The sequence below is a fragment of the Amycolatopsis sp. NPDC114478 genome, from assembly GCF_055633805.1.
The window spans coordinates 39,274-55,729 of record NZ_JBVKDO010000029.1; the positions used below are offsets into that span (position 1 = coordinate 39,274).

The following is a 16,456-nucleotide window of genomic DNA, read 5'->3' on the forward strand; positions in this document are numbered from 1 at the left end:
GGGCTCGAGAGCCAGTGGGAGTGCGGTGGCATGAGCGTAGAGCGGATTTCGATCGTCGGTATCGGTCTCCGGTACCCCGACGCGAGTTCTCCGGAGGAGCTCTGGGAAAACGTGCTGGCCGGGCGCCGGGCGTTCCGCAGGCTGCCGGACGAGCGGATGAACCGGGCGGACTACTACTCGCCCGACCCGAAGGCGCCGGACCGCTTCTACGCGCAGAAGGCGGCCGTGCTGCGGGACTACGAGTTCGACCGGGTCGCGCACAAGGTCGCCGGCAGCACGTTCCGGGCGACGGACACGACGCACTGGCTCGCCCTCGACGTCGCCGCGGCGGCCCTCGCGGACGCCGGCTTCGGCGAGGGTGAGGGTGCCCCGCGGACGACCACCGGTGTCGTCATCGGTAACAGCCTCACCGGCGAGTTCTCCCGCGCGAACATCATGCGGCTGCGCTGGCCGTACGTCCGCCGCACGGTCGCGGCGGCGCTGAGCTCCCGCGGCTGGGAGGACGAGGAGACGGCGTCCTTCCTGCGGGAGCTGGAGATCCAGTACAAGGAGCCGTTCCCCGAGATCAACGAGGACACCCTCGCCGGCGGCCTGGCGAACACCATCGCCGGCCGCGTGTGCAACCACTTCGACTTCGCCGGCGGCGGGTACACCGTCGACGGCGCCTGCTCGTCCTCGCTGCTGTCCGTGGTGACCGCGGCCAACGCGCTCGCCCAGGGCGACCTCGACCTCGCCGTCGCCGGCGGTGTCGACCTCTCGATCGACCCGTTCGAGGTGATCGGCTTCGCGAAGACCGGCGCGCTGGCCAAGCGCGAGATGAAGGTCTACGACGCCGACTCCAACGGCTTCTGGCCCGGCGAGGGCTCGGGCATGCTCGTCCTGATGCGCGAGAGCGACGCGCTGGAGCAGGGCAAGCGGATCTACGCGTCGATCGGCGGCTGGGGCGTCTCCTCCGACGGCAAGGGCGGCATCACCCGGCCCGAGGCCGCCGGGCACCGGCTGGCGCTCAAGCGCGCCTACGACCGCGCGGGCTACGGCGTCGAGACCGTCTCCTACTTCGAGGGCCACGGCACCGGCACCGCGCTGGGCGACGCCACCGAGATCGAGGCGCTGTCCACCGCCCGCCGCGACGCCGACCCGCTGGCCAAGCAGGCCGCGCTGTCGACCATCAAGGGCAACATCGGGCACACCAAGGCCGCGGCCGGGGTCGCCGGCCTGATCAAGGCGACGCTGGCGGTCTACCACCAGGTCATCCCGCCCGCCACCGGCCACTACGAGCCGCACGAGTCGCTGACCGGCACGTCGGCGCGGATGTACGTCCCGCGTGACGCGTCGCTCTGGCCCGAGGACCAGCCGGTCCGCGCCGGGGTCTCGGCGATGGGCTTCGGTGGCATCAACTCCCACGTCACGGTCACCGAGGCGCCGACCGCGGCCCGTCGCCGCGAGCTCGACGAGCGGGCCCGGACGCTGGTGGCCGGCCGGCAGGACGCCGAGCTGCTGTTGTTCGACGCCGAGGACGTCGCGACCCTGCGCGGCGACATCGCCGCGACGCTGGAGGTCGTGCCCAAGCTGTCGTTCGCCGAGCTGACCGACCTCGCCGGCGAGCTGGCCGGGAAGCTGGCCGGCCGGTCCGTGCGCGCCGCGGTCGTCGCGGCCAACCCGGAGCACGCCGAGCGCAAGCTGACGAAGCTCCTGGAAAAGGTGGAGTCCGGCGACGCGGTCTTCGACGCGGGCGACGGCATCTTCGCGAGCAGCCGCGGCTCCGCGCCGAAGATCGGCTACCTGTTCCCGGGCCAGGGTTCCGGACGCGGGGGCGACAGCGCCCTGCGCCGCCGGTTCACCGTGGCCGACGAGATCTTCCGCGCCGCGGGGCTGCCCGCCAGCGGCGACCAGGTCGCCACCGAGGTGGCGCAGCCGCGGATCGTCACCGGTTCGCTGGCCGCGCTGCGGGTGCTGCGTTCGTTCGGCATCGAGGCCTCGACCGCGACCGGGCACAGCCTCGGCGAGCTGACCGCCCTGCACTGGGGCGGCGCGCTCGACGAGCGCGGGCTGCTGGAGCTGGCGAAGGTCCGCGGCAAGGTGATGGCCTCGACCACCGGCGACGGCACCGGTGCGATGGCCGGCATCGCCGCTTCGCCCGGCCGTGTCGAAGAGCTGGGCCTGGGCGACGACGTCGTCATCGCCGGCTACAACGCGCCCGAGCAGACCGTGATCTCCGGGCCGGCCGGCGCGATCGACAAGATCGTCGCCCGGGCGAAGGCCCAGGGCGTCGGCGCGACCCGCATCAAGGTCTCGCACGCCTTCCACTCGCCGGCCGTCGAGCCGGCCGCGAACGCCATGACCGAGAAGCTGGGCGAGTTCTCCTTCGCCCGGTTGGAGCGCCCGGTCGTCTCGACGGTCAGCGGCGACGTCCTGCACGCCGCCGAGAACCTGCCCGAGCTGCTGCGCGACCAGATCGTGCTGCCGGTCCGCTTCCGCGAGGCCGCCGCCAAGGTGGCCGAGCGCAGCGACCTGGTGGTCGAGGTCGGCCCCGGCCGGGTGCTGACCGGGCTCTTCGAGGAAATCGCCCCGGACACCCCGGTGCTCGCGATCGACACGGACAACGCGTCGCTGCAGGCCCTGCTGCGGATCGTCGGCGCGGCGTTCGCGCTCGGCGCCCCGATCGCGACCGACGCGCTGTTCGAAGGCCGCGTCGTGCGGGCGCTGCCCGCCGACGGCGAGTTCAGCTTCCTCGCCAGCCCGTGCGAGGCGGCGCCGTCGATCGACAGCGAGCTGGCCGCCGAACTGGCCGCGGAGAAGGCCCAGGCCGCCGAGGCCGACGCCGGCACCGCCGAAGGCGACTCCGGCTCGACGCTGGACCTGCTGCGCAAGCTCGCAGCCGAGCGCGTCGAGCTGCCGCTGGAGGCGGTCACCGCCGACACGCACCCGCTCGACGACCTGCACCTGTCGTCGATCACGGTCGGGCAGCTGGTCAACGACGTCACCCGCGCGCTGGGCCGGCCCGCCCTGGAGGGCATGCCGAACTTCGCGACCGTGTGCCTCGGTGAGCTCGCCGAGATGATCGACGAGCTGGCGCAGACGGCCAAGCCGACCGACACCCACGTCGGCGAGGCCCCGGGCGTCGGCCCGTGGGTCCGGCCGTTCGCGGTCGAGTACGTGCCCGCGCCGCGGCCCACCGCGGACCTGACGCCGGGAACCGGCCGCGCCGAGTGGCAGGTCTTCTCGACACCGCGGCACCCGCTGGCCGAACCGCTGAAGGCCGCGCTCGCCGCGTCCGGCGCCGGCGACGGCGTGCTGCTCTGCCTGCCGGCGGACTGCGACTCGAGCCACGTCGGGCTGTTCCTCGACGCCGGCCGCGCCGTCATGGCCGCCCCCAACGGCACGCGCTTCGTGGTCGTGCACCACGGTTACGGCGCGGCCGGCCTGGCCCGGACCCTGCGGCTCGAGGACCCCTCGGCGAAGACGACGATCATCGACTTCGCGGACCCGGCACCGTCCGATGTGGACGCGGTCGCGGAAGCCGTGCACACGGTGGTGGCCGAGGTCGCCGCGACCACGGACTTCACCGAAGCCCGCTACGGCGCCGACGGCGGCCGCACGGTGCCGCGGCTGTCCGCGCTGGCCGCGCCGAAGCCCGGCCCGATCCGCGACTCGCTGGACGCCACCGACGTCCTGCTCGTCACCGGTGGCGGCAAGGGCATCACCGCGGAGAGCGCACTGGCGCTGGCGAAGGACTCCGGCGCGCGGCTGGCCCTGCTCGGCCGCTCCGACCCGGAGTCCGACACCGAGCTGGCCGAGAACCTCGACCGCATGGAGGCGGCGGGCATCCGCTACCGCTACGAGCGCGCCGACGTCACCAGCGCCCCGCAGATCGCCGAGGCGGTCGCCCGGGTCCAGGCCGACCTCGGCCCGGTCACCGCGATCCTCCACGGCGCGGGCCGCAACGAGCCGGCCGCCCTCTTCAGCCTGACCGAGGACAGCTTCCGCAAGACCCTCGCCCCGAAGATCGGCGGGCTCAACGCGGTGCTCGCCGCGGTCGACCAGGACCGCATCAAGCTCCTGGTCACCTTCGGCAGCATCATCGGCCGGGCGGGCCTGCGCGGGGAAGCGCACTACGCCACGGCGAACGACTGGATGACCGAGCTGACCCTGCGCTTCGGCCAGGAGCACCCGAAGGCGCGGGCGATCGCGCTGGAGTGGTCGGTCTGGTCGGGCACCGGCATGGGCGAGAAGCTCGGCGTGGTCAGCGCCCTGATGCGCGACGGCATCACGCCGATCCCGACCGAGGAGGGCATCACCATCCTCCGCCAGGTGCTGGCCGACCCGGCCGCGCCGCCGGTGCTGGTGGTCTGCGGCCGCACGTCGGGCCTGGCCACGCTGCCGATCCAGAAGCGGGAGCTGCCGCTGACCCGGTTCGTCGACCGCGCGGTCGTGCACTACCCGGGCGTCGAGTTGATCACCGAGGCCGACCTGTCCGACGGGGCCGACCCGTACCTGACCGACCACCTGCTCGACGGGCAGCTGCTGTTCCCGGCGGTGCTCGGCATGGAGGCCATGACGCAGGCCGCGGCGGCGACGCTGGACCGCACCGGCACCCCGGTGCTGTCGGACGTCGAGTTCCTCCGGCCGATCATCGTCTCGCCGGGCGGGTCCACGACGGTCCGGCTGGCCACGCTGGCGCGCGACGCCGACACCGTCGACGTCGTGATCCGCAGCGACGAGACCGGCTTCAGCGCCGACCACTTCAAGGCGCGGCTGAGCTTCGCCCGGCCGGACCGGATCGGTGAGTGCGTCCCGCGGGACGTCGCGCTGCCGCCGGTGCCGGTGGAACCGATCAGCGAGCTGTACGGCTCGGTCCTGTTCCAGGGCAAGCGGTTCCAGCGGGTCCTCGGCTACCGCCGGGCGAGCGCCCGGCACGCCGTCGCCGAGATCTCGACGAACGCGGACCACTACTGGTTCGCGCCGTTCCTCCCGCAGGAGCGGCTGCTGGCCGACCCCGGCACCCGGGACGCGATGATGCACGCGATCCAGTGCTGCGTCCCCGACGCGACGCTGCTGCCGCAGGGCATCGAGAAACTGTACCTGGCCGAGCCGGGCCGCCAGCACGACGAGTACGTCCTGCTGGACGCGAAGGAACGCTTCCAGGACGGCGACAGCTACGTCTACGACCTCGACGTGCGCAACCCGGACGGGACGCTGGTCGAGCGCTGGGAAGGCCTGAAGCTGCGCGCGGTCCGCAAGCGCGACGGCGCCGGGCCGTGGGTCCCCTCGATGCTGGGGTCCTATGTGGAGCGTGCGTGTGAGCGGCTGCTCGGCGGGACGCGGTCGGTGGTGCTCGAGCCGGACCCGGCCGGGCGCCCGGCGGAGGGCATCGCCGAGCGGAGGGCGCAGACCGCGCTCGCCGCGGGCCGTGCGCTCGACAAGCCGGTCGAGGTCCGCTACCGCCCCGACGGCAAGCCGGAGTGCGACGGCGGCGTGCACGTCACCGCGTCGCACACCTCGGAGCTGACCCTCGTGGTCGCCGGCGCCGACCAGGTCGCCTGCGACATCGAGACGGCGATCGAACGCACCGAAGAGGACTGGGCCGGGCTGCTGGGCGAGGAGCTCCTCGCCCTCGGCCGGCTGCTGGCCGCGGACACCGGCGAACCGATCAGCGTGGCCAACACGCGGGTCTGGAGCGCGCTGGAGTGCGTCCGCAAGACCGGCTCGATGACCCAGGCCCTCACCGTGCGCCAGGTCGACGCCGACGGGTGGGCGCTGCTCGCCTCCGGTGGGGCGCGGATCGCCACCTGGTCGACCACCGTCAACGACCGGACCGACCCGATCGTCTTCGCCGTGCTCCACGCAGAGGGGAACTGAAGATGTCCGACTACTACGAGATCCGCCACACGGTCGGCTTCGAAGAGACCAACCTGGTGGGCAACGTCTACTACGTGAACTACGTGCGCTGGCAGGGCCGGTGCCGCGAGATGTTCCTCAAGGAGAAGGCCCCGGCGGTGCTCGAAGAGGTCCGCCACGACCTCAAGCTGTTCACCCTCAAGGTGGAGTGCGAGTTCTTCGCCGAGATCACCGCGTTCGACGAGCTGTCCATCCGGCTGCGGCTGGAGGAGCTCACCTCGACGCAGATCCAGTTCGCGTTCGACTACGTCCACCTCACCGAGGGCGGCGACGAGCGCCTGGTGGCCCGGGGACGGCAGCGGATCGCGTGCATGCGCGGGCCCAACACGGCCACCGTGCCGTCCCGGGTCCCCGAGCAGCTGCGCGAGGCGCTGGTGCCCTACTGGACGGCCGCGGTCAACGGCAAGGGAGTCTGAAAGTGGGCTACGAATCGGAGCCTCACGTGCTGAAGCGGCTGCCGAAGTCGCCGGCACGCCGCGGCCTCTCGGCCCAGCCGGGACTGCGGCAGGTGATGGCGCAGTTCGCCACCGGGGTCACGGTGCTGACGGCGGGCGGGGAGGACGCGCACGGCATGACCGCGAACGCGTTCTCGTCGGTGTCGCTGGAACCGCCGATGGTGCTGTGCTGCGTGTCCAAGGCGGCCCGGATGCACGCGGCGATCGTCACCGCCGGCTCGTTCGGGGTGAACATCCTCGCGGCCGACCAGCAGGACACGTCGAAGTACTTCGCAGACTGGCGCCGGCCCGACGGGATGGCCCAGTTCGAGGCCGTCGGCTACACGCCGGGCGGCAAGACCGGGGCCCCGCTGCTGAACGGGGCGCTGGCCTGGCTGGAGTGCGAGCTCGCGCAGGTGCTGGAGGGCGGTGACCACTCGATCTTCCTTGGCCGGGTGCTCGCCACCAGCCGCGGCACCGGCGAGCACGCGCTGGTCTTCTACGGCGGCGGCTACTACCACGTCGACGGCAAGGCCCGCGCGGCCTGAGGGAGGGACGGTCATGCTGATCGCGGTCACGGGCGGCACCGGCTTCCTGGGCGCCCACACGGTCGCGGCGCTGCTGCGGCGGGGGCACCGGGTCCGGCTGCTCGCCCGTGACCCGGTCGGCCGGGCCCGGCCCGGCGTCGAGGTCGTCGGCGGCGACGTCACCGACGTCGTGGCGGTCCGGCGGCTGGTGGCGGGGGCGGACGCGGTGCTGCACGCGGCCGGCGTCTACACGTTCGACAGCCGGCGTCGCGACGAGCTGTGGCGGGTGAACGTCCGGGGGACCGAGGTGGTCGTGGCCGCCGCGCGCCGCGCCGGTGCCGGGCGGATCGTGCACGTGTCGACGGTCGGGGCGCTGTACCCGGCGACCGCGCCGTCGATCGGGGTGGCGAGCCCGGTCGGGGAGTCGCGGGAGCCCTACCTGGCGTCGAAGGCGGCGGCCGAGCGGATCGCGCGGCAGCACCGCTCGGCCGGCGCACCGGTCGTCGTCACGTACCCGCCGGCGTTGCTCGGGCCGGACGACCCGCGCCTGGGCGACCAGAACGCGCGGCTGCGCGACGTCCTGCGCGGGCTGACGCCGATCTGGCCGGGCGGCGGGCTCCCGATCGGGGACGTCCGCGACTCGGCGGAGCTGCACGCGCGGATCCTGGACGGGTCGGTGTCCGGGGCCGCGTTCTTCGGGCCGGGGCACTTCTTGACGACCCGCGAGTACCTGGCCGTCGCCCGTGAGGCCACCGGGCGCGCGTTGCCGGCGGTGGTCCTGCCGCCGCGGGCGCTGTACCCGGTGGGGCGCTTCGCCGACGGGCTGCAGCGCGTCTGGCCGTGGGCGCTGCCGGTGCAGTACGGCGCGATCCACGTCTGCGCGACGGCGGTGCCGGTCGCCGCGGACGCACCCGGCGGCGGGGTCCCGGCGCGGCCGGTGCTCGAGACCGTGCGCGACACGGTGGCCTGGTTGCGCGCGACCGGGCGGATCACCGGCCGGCAAGCGGGCGCTATGTCCACAGTGGACGTCAGACACGCAGTATTCACCGGTCCCGGACCCGGGGCCGTCCAGACCGAGGAGGTCCTGCCATGACCACCAGCGACGCCGGGCACGCGGACACCGGTGACCGGCAGCCCGCGGTGACCACGCCGCCGCCCGTCGAGGCGCTGGTCCGCCCGATGCCCCGGCTCGGCCGCGGCATCGTGTGGTCCGACATCGTCGCCGAGATCGAGCGGGACCACCGGGCCCGGATGAGGGATGCCGCGTGAGCGGAAGCCAGGAGTCCGGCGCGGCGCGGGCGGACGACGCGGAGGTGGTGCCGGTCCCCGACGGGGCCCGGCGCCGCCGGCTCGGCCGCCCGGCGCCGTCCGGGGACGCCCAGGTCATCGAGCTGGCCCGCACCGCCGACCTGGCGCGCCCGGCGCCGGCCGACATGCCGCTGCTGCGCCGGCGCCGCGAGGAGCTGCGCGCGCACATCCACGAAGGCAAGCTCGACGCCGTCCGCCGGCAGCACTCGCTGGGCAAGCTGACCGCGCGCGAACGGCTCGCCCTGCTGCTCGACGACGACTCCTTCACCGAGATCGAGCCCTACCGGCGCCACCAGGCGACCGGGCCGGCCCTGGCGGGCAACCGCCCGCACACCGACGGCGTCGTCGCCGGCTCCGGCACCATCGACGGGCGCCGGGTGTTCGTCTACGCCCAGGACTTCACGCTCTTCGGCGGGTCGCTCGGCGAGGCGCACGCGGCGAAGATCCACAAGGTGCTCGACCTCGCGGTGGCGAACGGCGCCCCGGTGATCGGGCTCAACGACAGCGGCGGCGCCCGGATCCAGGAGGGCGTCCTCGCGCTCAACGGCTACGGCGGCATCTTCCGCCGCCAGGTCGAGGCGTCCGGGGTGATCCCGCAGATCAGCGTCATCCTCGGCCCGTGCGCGGGCGGCGCGGCGTACTCGCCGGCGTTGGCGGACTTCACGTTCATGGTGCGCGACACCGCGCGGATGTACCTGACCGGGCCCGACGTCGTCGAGGCCGTGAGCGGCCGGCGCGTCACGCACGAGGAGCTCGGCGGCGCGGACGTCCACGGCAGTGCCTCGGGCGTCGCGACGGTGGTGCACGACGACGAGGAGAGCTGCCTCGCCGACGTCCGGTACCTGGTGTCGCTGCTGCCGTCGAACTACCTGGACCCGCCGCCGGCGACCGCGCCGACGAACGCGACGGACGACTACCGCCCCCGGCTGGCGGACCTGGTGCCGGTGGAGCCGAACCAGCCGTACGACATGCGCGACGTCTTCGCCGAGGTCGCCGACGACGGCGAGTTCTTCGAGCTGCACGAGGGCTGGGCCCGCAACGTCCTGTGCGCGCTGGCCCGGATCGACGGCCGCGTGGTCGGCCTGGTCGGCAACCAGCCGGTGGTGTTCGCCGGGGTGCTCGACGGACCGGCGTCCCAGAAGGCGGCGCGGTTCGTGCGGTTCTGCGACGCGTTCGGCATCCCCCTGGTGAGCCTGGTGGACGTGCCCGGGTTCCTGCCGGGGGTGGAGCAGGAGCGCGGCGGCATCATCCGCCAGGGGGCCCAGCTGCTGCACGCGTACTGCGAGGCGACGGTGCCCCGGATCCAGGTGATCCTGCGCAAGGCGTACGGCGGCGCGTACATCGTGATGGACTCGCGGTCGATCGGCTGCGACCTGTCGCTGGCGTGGCCGACGAACCAGATCGCGGTGATGGGCGCGGAGGGCGCGGTGAACGTGCTGTACCGCCGCGACTTGGCGGCTTCGTCGGATCCCGAGGCGTTGCGCGCGAAGCTGGTGGCGGAGTACACGGAGGAGTACCTGAACCCGCAGTACGCGGCGGAGCGCGGGTTGGTGGACGACATCATCGACCCGGCCGAGACCCGCGCGGCGGTGGCCCGCGGGCTGGCGATGCTGAAGGACAAGCGCAAGCCGGCGCCGGGCCGCAAGCACGGCAACCTGCCGATCTGAGGGGGTGGTTCCGGATGTCCGCGATCCGCGTGGTCAGGGGCACGCCGGACGACTGCGAGCTGGCGGCGTTGGTGGCGGTGCTTTCGCTTTCGGCGGTCCGCCCGCCGGAGGCGACGCCGCGGCCGTCGGTGTGGGGGGACCCGGCGTGGCGGGGCCGGGAGGTGCGGGCCGCGGTGGGGGCTTGGCGGCTGTCGGGATTGCCGCACTGAGGTAGGTGCTTCCGGGTTCACCGGCATGACGAACCGGCGCGCCGCGAAGTGCCGGCGGCGGCCGATCCTGCCTCGGCGCTCGGCGCTCGGCGTTCGGCGTTCGGCGCTCGGCGTTCGGCGCTCGGCGCCCCGCGCCCCGCGGCGCGCCCCGCGCCCCGCGCCCCGCGGGGCGGGGCGGGGCGTTAGCGGGGTAGTCGGTCGAATCGGTGCGCGGCGGGTGTTGGCGGTGGCTGGAGGGCAAGCTTTCGCCGCCTGTGGGGTGGCGGCCGATCCTGCCTCGGCGCTCGGCGCGGCCGGCGCCCGGCGCCTGCCTCGCCCGCGCCCCGCGCGGTGGGGCGTTGGCGCGGTAGTCGGTCGAATCGGCGCGTGGCCGGGCTGCTGGCGGTGGCTGGAGGGCAAGGTTTCGCCGCCTGTGGGATGGCGGCCGATCCTGCCCCCATGCCCCGCGCGGTCGCCGCAGAGGGTGCGGGGCTGCCGGAGTGGTCGGCGAGCCGGGCGTACCCGCGGGTTCGGGGCGTCGCCGAGGAAAGCCGCGCCAAACCGCCGGCCGGGGCAAGCCCGCGCCGCCCTCAAGCCGCCTGGCCCCGCAACCTTCGCTCCGCCGCCCGTTCCCGGCTCGGTGAGTGCGTCGTGTGTCCCGGGTGCACGGCCACATACCGCACCGCGCCGTCCGAAAACGCTTCCACCTCCGTGCGCTCGCCGCGCCTGAACTCCGCTCCGCACACCGCGCACGTGCGCTGCCGGTCGGCCGCGCCGCCGAGGAACCCTTGTTCTTCCGCCATGCCACAACCTCGCCCTCGAGTCACTCCCAGTGCACCTCCCGGACCCCTATCCCGACCACTCAAAAGCTGCGCACGTCCGATCCTCGACACCCGTGGCGCATGGTGGATCCACACCGAAAAGCACGGAGGAACGCCATGACAGCAGCAGCGGTCCCGGCCGACGACTGGACCCCGCCACCCGCCGAGGAACCCCGTGGTCTCCGGCTCGTCGAAGCACTCGAACCGGAGGTCGAAGACCATATCGTGCTCGGCTACAACTGAGCCGCGGGAGCTCCGGCGCCGGACACGGACGGTGCCGGAGCGCACGCTCGGAGATGAGCACCGCGCCGTCCGCCCAGGAGAATCGATGGTGTTCGGGCCGGAGTGTCACCGCAGCACGGTGGCCCATGCGTGACGGCGATCTGCGACGTTCGGTTGGGAGGCCGGCGGATGGCAATGCGCCTCCAGCTCACGGCGGGCCTCGAGGTCCTCGAAAGCTGGGCCGAGACGGCGTCGCAGGCGGAGCGGAACGTCGTCTACGAAGCCTTGTTCGCCGTCGGTGACGGCTCCGCTTTTCTCGTTTACGACATTTTCGGCGACCCCCGCGATCCCGGCAATTTCATCGTCATGGTGAAACCGGGGCTGGTCATGAAAGTGATGGTGCAGCGCGCCGATTCCGCCTTCGAAATCCGCTATGTCGGAACGGTCGAAGACGGGGTCGATGCCGCCGCCGCACCTCAGGAGACGTCCAGCCCGGAGTGATTGCTCTTCGAAAGTGCTGAGCTGAACGGCCCAATCCGCGTTCCGCACCCGGGTGCCGGTACTTCCGCTGATCGGCCGCCGATTATCGACTTCCCGGACGTGCATTCCTCACCTTGACAGTGTCTCCGGCGATGTGAAAGCCTTTGCGTGTTCGCTGGTCAGGCCGCTATTTCTGGGGTGGGTAAACGTAGGAGGCTGCACCATGTCTTCACCCGAATTGCCAGGACTCGACGTTTCCAGCCGGGTACGCGCCCGGGACGTCCAGATGACCGGGACCGCCGACGTCGGCCGCCGGGTGCTCATGATCACCGGGGCCATCGACACCACCGACCACGACGTCTCGGTGAGCGTCAACCTCCCCGAGCCCGGCCGCTGGCAGGTCATCAAGGCCGAAACCAACCTCACCGACCAGACCTGGGTCGCGATGCAGGCCGTCATGGACGAGGACTCCACGTTCCTCGACGACGAAATGCTGATGTCGCCGCAGTTCTCCAAGAGCTTCATGACGCCCGACCAGCGCCGCCTCACCTTCTACGACGGCGAGGTCCGCCCCGGCGAGACCGTCCTGAAGACGTACTCGATGGAGACCAGCGGCCGCAAGCCGACGTACTTCTACTCGCGCTACAGCCCGATCGCCACCGACAGCGCCGAGCAGTCCCAGCAGACGCTGGACGAGCTCGTCACCAACGGGATGAGCCAGCGGCCGGTCGTGGAGCTGATCGTCCCCGTCACGGTGCTCTGAGCCGGCGGCGGGGCGAGCAGTGATCACGTTCGTACCGGAGCCGCACCTGCTCGACTCGCCGCGTGGCCGCGCCTGGCCCCGCCCGCCCGCGCCACCGTCCCCGGCGCGGGGGGCGTCGCCCGCGCCGGCCGCGGACGTCGTGATCGTCGGGGCCGGCCCGGCCGGCCTCGCCGTCGCCTCCGCCCTGTGGCACCACGGCGTGCCCGACGTCGTCGTCGTGGACCGCACCGGGCGGCCGTGCGGGCGGTTCTTCGGCCGGATCGACCTGCTGGGCCAGCGCGTGCTGCGCTCGCCCTACGAGCACCACCCCGGCGTCGAGGGCTTCCGCGACTGCGAGCTGCTCGACTTCGCGCGGCTGCACTGGGGCCGGCTGACGCCCACCGAGCGCCGCGAGATCCGGATGTCGCAGTCCGGGCACCGCTCGGTCGTCCCGGTCGACGTCTTCGACGCCTACTGCGCGCACCTGGTCACCACCCACCACGTGGGGGAGAAGACCTGGCAGGCGACCGTGCGCGAGGTCGCGCCCACCCCCGGAGCCGTCACCGTGCACACCGACCGCTTCTCCGTCGCCGCCCGCCACGTCGTGCTGTGCCCCGGCGAGGAACGCCGGCCCGCGCCGGAAACCTGGTGGGGCGGCGGCCACCCGCCGCGCGGAGTGTCCTTTTGGGACGAATCGGTGCCGGCGGGCGCGCGCTCCCAGGTGGTCGTCGGCGCCGGGCTCACCGCCGCCCACCTGATCACCGGCGCCCTCGAAGCCGGGCGCGAGGTGCACTGGGTGGTGCGCGAGACCGGCGAGCGCTACCAGTGCGCGGACGTCAACTCCACCTTCTTCCGGCCGGAGGGCCGCAAGCGCTTCGACGGCGTCGGCTGGGCCGAGCGGCTCGAGCTGATGGGCCGGTTCCGGCGCGCGTCGATCATGTTCGAGTTCCGGCCGCTGCTCGAGCGCGCCGAGGCCGAAGGCCGGCTGGTCGTGCACCGCGGCGAAGCGGTCAAGGAGATCGCGCCCGCGGTCGGCGGGAGCGTGGTGCTGCGGCTGGAAAGCGGCCGGCGGGTCGCGGGCGACCACGTCGTGCTCGCGCTGGGCACGACGCCGTCGATCGGCACCGGCCTGCTGCCCGACGAGCTCGTCGAGGCCCGCGACGGCTGGCCGTTTCTGGACGAGCGCACGCTGTCCTACCGCCGCGAGCCGCGCGTTTCGGTGGTCGGGGCCGCCGCGGGCATGGTGCTCGGCCCGGCCGCCCGCAACATCGACGGCCACCGCGTCGCCACCACCCGGGTCGCCGCGGCGATCGCCGCCCAGCTGCGCGGTGTGGCCACCGCGCCGGCCGAGGCGGTCGTCGGTGTCTGAGCGCCACGATTCACGGTTCGCGCTCCCGGACGTCGACGCCCCGGGCGCGACCGAGGCCGGGATCATCCTGCTGGGCCTGGACGCCGACCGGCTGCTCGCCGGCCTCGCGCTCGCCCGGCTCGCCGACGACCCGGCCCTGGTCACGCAGGTGGTCGACCAGGCCCGGCACGGCTCGGCCCGGTTCGGCCTCGGCGGCCTGCTGGAGTCCGGCCGCGAGCACTGGCTGGCCCTGCGCGACCAGGTCGGCGACCCGCCGTCGACGTCGTCGCCGGGTTCGCTGCGGCGGGAGTGGGAGCGCCGGCTGGACCTCGTCGCGGCGGCGGTGCCCGGCGCCGGCGCCGGCACGATCGCGTACCTGACCGCGTGCGCGCTGCGCGGCACCGAGGTCGACCAGCTGGCCGCCGGGCTGGCGGACGGAAAGGAACCCTTCGATGTCGTACCTGAAGTCCCTGCCGGCTGAGACGACGCTGCTGCAGGTCTTCCGGGCCTACCCGGGTCCCGCCAAGCACCTGCTGGCCTTCCACGAGGAGCTGCTGCGCGGCGAGTCCCCGTTCACGCCCGGCGAGCGCGAGATGATCGCGGCGTACGTGTCGGGGGTCAACGCCTGCGGCTACTGCCACGGCATCCACACGGTGACGGCGGAAGCGTTCGGCGTCCCCGAAGGCGTGCTCGCCGCGGCGGTCGCCGACCTGGACTCGGCGCCGGTCGAGGAGAAGCTCAAGCCGGTGCTCGCCTACGTCGGCAAGCTGACGCGGACGCCGTCGCGGATGACCGAGGCCGACGCCGAAGCCGTGTTCGCGGCCGGCTGGGACGAGCGCGCGCTGCACGACGCCGTCCTGGTCTGCGCGCTGTTCAACTTCATGAACCGGATGGTCGAGGGGCTCGGCATCGAAGCCGACGCGGCCTACACGGTGACGTCGGGGGAGCGCCTGAAGGAAGGCGGCTACGCGGGCCTGGCGGGCCTGCTCGCCGACGCCTGACCCGGACACGACGGAGGCCACCGGGACCGCGGTCCCGGTGGCCTCCGGCGCGTTCAGTTCTCGATCGGGGTGTTCTGGTAGGCGGCGATCAGCCATTCGCCGTCCTGCTTGGCCAGCACCCAGATGGCGCGCACCTGGCGGGCCGGGCTGACTTCGGTCTCGCCCGGGGCGAGGACGCCGCCGAGGGTGATGACGACGGCCGCCTCCTTGCCCAGGAACTTCAGGTCGACGGGCTCGCCGAAGACGCGCGTGCCCTTGTACGGGCCGGCGTAGCCGGCGCCCATGAACGCCTTGATGCCGTCCCGGCCCTTGACGAAGACGCCGCCGGGGAGGGCCATGGTGCCGTCTTCGGTGAAAGCCTTCGCGAAGGCCTCGGCGTCGTTTTCCGCCCACGCCGCGACGATCCGCTGCGGGACGGCGGCGACGGCGGCCTGTTCGGTGGCCACGGTGGACGTGCCATTGCTGGTGGACATACCGGGATTCCCTCTCCCTCGGTGGGCGCGAGTCCTTCGAGAGTAGGTGCCGCGGTCCCCGCCGGACTACCTGCCGGTTGCGAGAAACCGTTGCGCGTCAAGGGTTCCGGGCAAGAGGGCACGGGAGCGGGTGCGCAACCGTGGAGACGTGGCTATGCGCGGGCAGGCCGGATCATGAAGTGACCGGGACCACGACCGGCGCCCGCCGGCCGAGCACGGCCCGGAACGCTGAAGGGGTCTGACTCATGGTGATCGTCATGGCCACGCACGCCACGGCCGAGGACGTCGAGGCGGTCGTGGAGCGGGTGGAATCGGCCGGCGGGGAAGCCTTCGTCAGCCGCGGGGTGAGCCGGGTGATCATCGGCCTGGTCGGCGACGTCGACCGGTTCGAGACGCTCAACCTCGGCGGCCTGCCCGGCGTGCAGAGCGTCACGCGGATCTCCGCCAAGTACAAGCTGGTCAGCCGGGAGCACCACGCCGAACGGTCCACTGTGTACGTCGGCGGGGTGCCGATCGGCCCGGACACGGTCACGCTGATCGCGGGGCCGTGCGCGGTGGAGACGCAGGAGCAGACCCTGGAAGCGGCGCGGATGGCCCAGTCCGCCGGCGCGGTCCTCCTGCGCGGCGGCGCGTACAAGCCGCGCACGTCCCCGTACGCCTTCCAGGGTCTCGGCGAGCTGGGCCTGAAGATCCTGGCCGACGTCCGCGCCGAGACCGGCCTGCCGGTGGTCACCGAGGTGGTCGCCGCGCACGACGTCGAGATGGTCGCGCGGTACGCCGACATGCTGCAGATCGGCACCCGGAACATGTCGAACTTCGGGCTGCTGCAGGCGGCGGGCGAGGCGGGCAAGCCGGTGCTGCTCAAGCGCGGCATGAACGCGACGATCGAGGAGTGGCTGATGGCGGCGGAGTACATCGCCCAGCGCGGCAACCTCGACATCGTCCTGTGCGAGCGCGGCATCCGCACGTTCGAGACGGCGACGCGCAACACGCTCGACATCTCGGCGGTCCCGGTGGTCCAGCGGCTGTCGCACCTGCCGGTGATGATCGACCCGTCCCACTCGGGCGGTCGCCGGGACCTGGTGCTGCCGCTGTCCCGCGCGGCGATCGCGGTGGGGGCGGACGGCGTGCTGGTGGACGTGCACCCGCACCCGGAGCAGGCCCTGTGCGACGGCCCGCAGGCGCTGGTGACCGAGGACCTGCAGCGGCTGTCGGCGGAGCTGGACGACCTGACGGCGGTGGTCGGCCGCCGCCCGTCGACGTGGTGGCACCGTCGCCTGCTGGCCGGCTGAAGGACCCAAAGAGAACGGCCCCCGGTGCGTGCACCGGGGGCCGTTCTCATCGAGG

16 protein-coding genes are annotated in these 16,456 nt (G+C 73.3%); 14 read left to right on the forward strand and 2 right to left on the reverse strand.

The genetic code is table 11. From position 1 onward, the window contains the following. The first annotated feature begins 30 nt into the window (after positions 1–30). From ACZ7OH_RS45490 to ACZ7OH_RS45520, 7 genes are read left to right on the forward strand one after another with little or no spacing between them, the layout of a single operon-like run. Complete coding sequence (locus tag ACZ7OH_RS45490; protein WP_470286608.1) at positions 31–5,859, forward strand: type I polyketide synthase; 5,829 nt, start codon at positions 31–33, stop codon at positions 5,857–5,859. 2 nt (positions 5,860–5,861) lie between these two features. Then, positions 5,862–6,314, forward strand: coding sequence for an acyl-CoA thioesterase (locus ACZ7OH_RS45495; protein WP_400904132.1), 453 nt, complete (start codon positions 5,862–5,864; stop codon positions 6,312–6,314). Positions 6,315–6,316: 2 nt separating this feature from the next. Continuing rightward, positions 6,317–6,880 (forward strand): flavin reductase family protein, encoded by a 564-nt coding sequence (locus ACZ7OH_RS45500; protein WP_400904133.1) that lies wholly within the window; start codon positions 6,317–6,319, stop codon positions 6,878–6,880. Between the two features lie 13 nt (positions 6,881–6,893). After that, a complete protein-coding gene (locus ACZ7OH_RS45505) occupies positions 6,894–7,952 on the forward strand; it encodes an NAD-dependent epimerase/dehydratase family protein (protein WP_470286609.1) in 1,059 nt (352 codons plus the stop codon). After that, positions 7,949–8,128 (forward strand): DUF6222 family protein, encoded by a 180-nt coding sequence (locus tag ACZ7OH_RS45510; RefSeq protein WP_400904136.1) that lies wholly within the window; start codon positions 7,949–7,951, stop codon positions 8,126–8,128. Before ACZ7OH_RS45505 ends, ACZ7OH_RS45510 begins: the two co-directional genes overlap by 4 nt. Beyond that, positions 8,125–9,834 (forward strand): acyl-CoA carboxylase subunit beta, encoded by a 1,710-nt coding sequence (locus ACZ7OH_RS45515; protein WP_470286610.1) that lies wholly within the window; start codon positions 8,125–8,127, stop codon positions 9,832–9,834. Before ACZ7OH_RS45510 ends, ACZ7OH_RS45515 begins: the two co-directional genes overlap by 4 nt. A 14-nt stretch (positions 9,835–9,848) precedes the next feature. Continuing rightward, complete coding sequence (locus ACZ7OH_RS45520; protein WP_470286611.1) at positions 9,849–10,043, forward strand: acyl-CoA carboxylase subunit epsilon; 195 nt, start codon at positions 9,849–9,851, stop codon at positions 10,041–10,043. Between the two features lie 569 nt (positions 10,044–10,612). On the opposite strand, the gene ACZ7OH_RS45525 is transcribed toward ACZ7OH_RS45520, so the two are convergent. Beyond that, positions 10,613–10,825 carry a hypothetical protein gene (locus ACZ7OH_RS45525; RefSeq protein WP_400904141.1) on the reverse strand — a complete coding sequence of 71 codons (213 nt, stop codon included), beginning with the start codon at positions 10,823–10,825 and terminating at the stop codon, positions 10,613–10,615. A 135-nt stretch (positions 10,826–10,960) separates the two neighbouring features. On the opposite strand from ACZ7OH_RS45525, the gene ACZ7OH_RS45530 reads away from it, so the two are divergent. The 6 genes from ACZ7OH_RS45530 to ACZ7OH_RS45555 all read left to right on the forward strand — a co-directional run bounded on the left by ACZ7OH_RS45530 (position 10,961) and on the right by ACZ7OH_RS45555 (position 14,636). Continuing rightward, positions 10,961–11,086 carry a hypothetical protein gene (locus tag ACZ7OH_RS45530; protein WP_470286612.1) on the forward strand — a complete coding sequence of 42 codons (126 nt, stop codon included), beginning with the start codon at positions 10,961–10,963 and terminating at the stop codon, positions 11,084–11,086. Between the two features lie 129 nt (positions 11,087–11,215). Then, positions 11,216–11,566 carry a DUF6235 family protein gene (locus ACZ7OH_RS45535; RefSeq protein WP_400904144.1) on the forward strand — a complete coding sequence of 117 codons (351 nt, stop codon included), beginning with the start codon at positions 11,216–11,218 and terminating at the stop codon, positions 11,564–11,566. Between the two features lie 265 nt (positions 11,567–11,831). Beyond that, the gene (locus tag ACZ7OH_RS45540) at positions 11,832–12,308 is read left to right on the forward strand and encodes a DUF6423 family protein (RefSeq protein ID WP_348957008.1); all 477 of its coding nucleotides are present in this window, start codon (positions 11,832–11,834) and stop codon (positions 12,306–12,308) included. A gap of 19 nt (positions 12,309–12,327) precedes the next feature. After that, positions 12,328–13,656 (forward strand): FAD-dependent oxidoreductase, encoded by a 1,329-nt coding sequence (locus ACZ7OH_RS45545; protein WP_470286613.1) that lies wholly within the window; start codon positions 12,328–12,330, stop codon positions 13,654–13,656. After that, positions 13,649–14,116, forward strand: coding sequence for a DUF6187 family protein (locus ACZ7OH_RS45550; protein WP_470286614.1), 468 nt, complete (start codon positions 13,649–13,651; stop codon positions 14,114–14,116). The genes ACZ7OH_RS45545 and ACZ7OH_RS45550 overlap by 8 nt, the downstream gene beginning before the upstream one ends. Beyond that, positions 14,088–14,636: a carboxymuconolactone decarboxylase family protein gene (locus ACZ7OH_RS45555; protein ID WP_400904148.1), complete on the forward strand. Its 549-nt coding sequence runs from the start codon at positions 14,088–14,090 to the stop codon at positions 14,634–14,636. The genes ACZ7OH_RS45550 and ACZ7OH_RS45555 overlap by 29 nt, the downstream gene beginning before the upstream one ends. Before the next feature lie 53 nt (positions 14,637–14,689). On the opposite strand, the gene ACZ7OH_RS45560 is transcribed toward ACZ7OH_RS45555, so the two are convergent. Further along, complete coding sequence (locus ACZ7OH_RS45560; protein WP_470286615.1) at positions 14,690–15,109, reverse strand: SgcJ/EcaC family oxidoreductase; 420 nt, start codon at positions 15,107–15,109, stop codon at positions 14,690–14,692. A 257-nt stretch (positions 15,110–15,366) separates the two neighbouring features. Here ACZ7OH_RS45560 and aroF point away from each other — a divergent pair, with 257 nt between their 5' ends. Further along, positions 15,367–16,401 (forward strand): 3-deoxy-7-phosphoheptulonate synthase, encoded by a 1,035-nt coding sequence (gene aroF, locus ACZ7OH_RS45565; protein WP_470286616.1) that lies wholly within the window; start codon positions 15,367–15,369, stop codon positions 16,399–16,401. Positions 16,402–16,456: the final 55 nt, after the last annotated feature.

What these genes read in the sequence shown, in the direction of transcription:
- ACZ7OH_RS45555 (WP_400904148.1), top strand. Translation starts at nt 14,088, where the DNA reads ATGTCGTACCTGAAGTCCCTGCCGGCTGAGACGACGCTGCTGCAGGTC.
- ACZ7OH_RS45560 (WP_470286615.1), bottom strand. Translation starts at nt 15,109, where the DNA reads ATGTCCACCAGCAATGGCACGTCCACCGTGGCCACCGAACAGGCCGCC.
- ACZ7OH_RS45520 (WP_470286611.1), top strand. Translation starts at nt 9,849, where the DNA reads ATGTCCGCGATCCGCGTGGTCAGGGGCACGCCGGACGACTGCGAGCTG.
- ACZ7OH_RS45510 (WP_400904136.1), top strand. Translation starts at nt 7,949, where the DNA reads ATGACCACCAGCGACGCCGGGCACGCGGACACCGGTGACCGGCAGCCC.
- ACZ7OH_RS45530 (WP_470286612.1), top strand. Translation starts at nt 10,961, where the DNA reads ATGACAGCAGCAGCGGTCCCGGCCGACGACTGGACCCCGCCACCCGCC.
- ACZ7OH_RS45505 (WP_470286609.1), top strand. Translation starts at nt 6,894, where the DNA reads ATGCTGATCGCGGTCACGGGCGGCACCGGCTTCCTGGGCGCCCACACG.
- aroF (WP_470286616.1), top strand. Translation starts at nt 15,367, where the DNA reads ATGGCCACGCACGCCACGGCCGAGGACGTCGAGGCGGTCGTGGAGCGG.
- ACZ7OH_RS45495 (WP_400904132.1), top strand. Translation starts at nt 5,862, where the DNA reads ATGTCCGACTACTACGAGATCCGCCACACGGTCGGCTTCGAAGAGACC.
- ACZ7OH_RS45540 (WP_348957008.1), top strand. Translation starts at nt 11,832, where the DNA reads ATGACCGGGACCGCCGACGTCGGCCGCCGGGTGCTCATGATCACCGGG.
- ACZ7OH_RS45490 (WP_470286608.1), top strand. Translation starts at nt 31, where the DNA reads ATGAGCGTAGAGCGGATTTCGATCGTCGGTATCGGTCTCCGGTACCCC.
- ACZ7OH_RS45525 (WP_400904141.1), bottom strand. Translation starts at nt 10,825, where the DNA reads ATGGCGGAAGAACAAGGGTTCCTCGGCGGCGCGGCCGACCGGCAGCGC.